Raw genomic sequence first — 1,128 nt, 5'->3', positions numbered from 1 at the left:
TTTGCCATTTAGCCAACAAATCGTTGGTATAATCAATCAACTCTTGGTTAGACTTGCTTGAGGCAATACCGTACTCTTGTGTTTTGAAACCTTCATCCAGAATTTTAGTTTTATCACTTTCGTAACCTGACAAGATTGATTTATCACCAGCAAAAGCGTCAATACGGTAAGCATAGAGTGATACGGCTAACTCAGGATAAGATCCGAGTTGAACGTAGTCAAACTTAAGGTTATTAGCTGAAGCGTACTCTTCAACAGCAGCTTTGGCAGATGACCCTTGAGACACTCCAATAGTTTTACCGTTTAGGTCAGAAAGTTGCTTATAGCCAGATTTGGTTTGAACGAGGAAACCGATTTGGTCATAGTAGTAAGGATTTGACATGGCATATGAAGCCTTACGCTCATCTGTAATGGTATAAGTAGCGATAAGCATGTCAATAGTCCCATTATCCATAAGGGCCTCACGAGTTTGAGGGGTAACTGCTGTAAAATTCACCTTAACCTTAAGTTCTTTGGCAATCTTCTTAGCGAGGTCAATTTCCATACCTTGATAGGTATTGGTTTTGGCTGAGTAGTAACCAAAGTTTGGGACATCCTGTTTAACACCAACATTTAGAGTCCCTTTTTTGACAATTTTTTGAATTGTAGCATTATTGAGTAGTTTACTGCTTTCATCAGCTTGACTACTTTTAGTGTTCCAGAGGAGAACTGCTACAAATGCTAAAGCAGAGATAGCTAAAATTCGACTAAGTTTTTTGATTAACATAAGCCCTCCTTAGGCATCCACTTGGACACGATCAGAGTTATGGTCGATAATCTTAGAAAGGAATTGAACAGCACGAGGTTCAGTTGGATTGTCAAAGAAACCATCCACATCCGTAGTATCCACAAGAACCTGACCTTCAGCCATGAAAATGATACGGTCTGCCACACTGCGGGCAAAGCCCATTTCGTGGGTAACAACTACCATGTTCATGCCACCTTTGGCAAGGTTCTGCATAACCGCCAGTACGTCACCGATAGTCTCTGGGTCAAGGGCTGACGTTGGCTCATCAAAGAGCAAGAGCTCAGGATTCATGGCAAGACCACGGGCGATAGCGATACGTTGTTTTTGTCCACCAGAAAGCA

2 protein-coding genes are annotated in these 1,128 nt (G+C 41.8%); both read right to left on the bottom strand.

Annotated features, from left to right (window positions below; translation table 11 throughout):
• Positions 1-766 (bottom strand): transporter substrate-binding domain-containing protein (locus AX662_RS05890; RefSeq protein WP_060971893.1); only part of this gene is annotated, 766 nt, incomplete at its 3' end.
• Between the two features lie 9 nt (positions 767-775).
• A partial coding sequence (locus AX662_RS05885) for an ATP-binding cassette domain-containing protein (RefSeq protein ID WP_141760056.1) occupies positions 776-1,128 on the bottom strand: 353 nt, incomplete at its 5' end.

The sequence above is a fragment of the Streptococcus sp. CCH5-D3 genome (genome assembly GCF_001556435.1).
Lineage (GTDB): Bacteria > Bacillota > Bacilli > Lactobacillales > Streptococcaceae > Streptococcus.
Note: the sequence above shows the minus strand (reverse complement) of the source record. Positions and strands in the feature narration are given on the sequence as shown.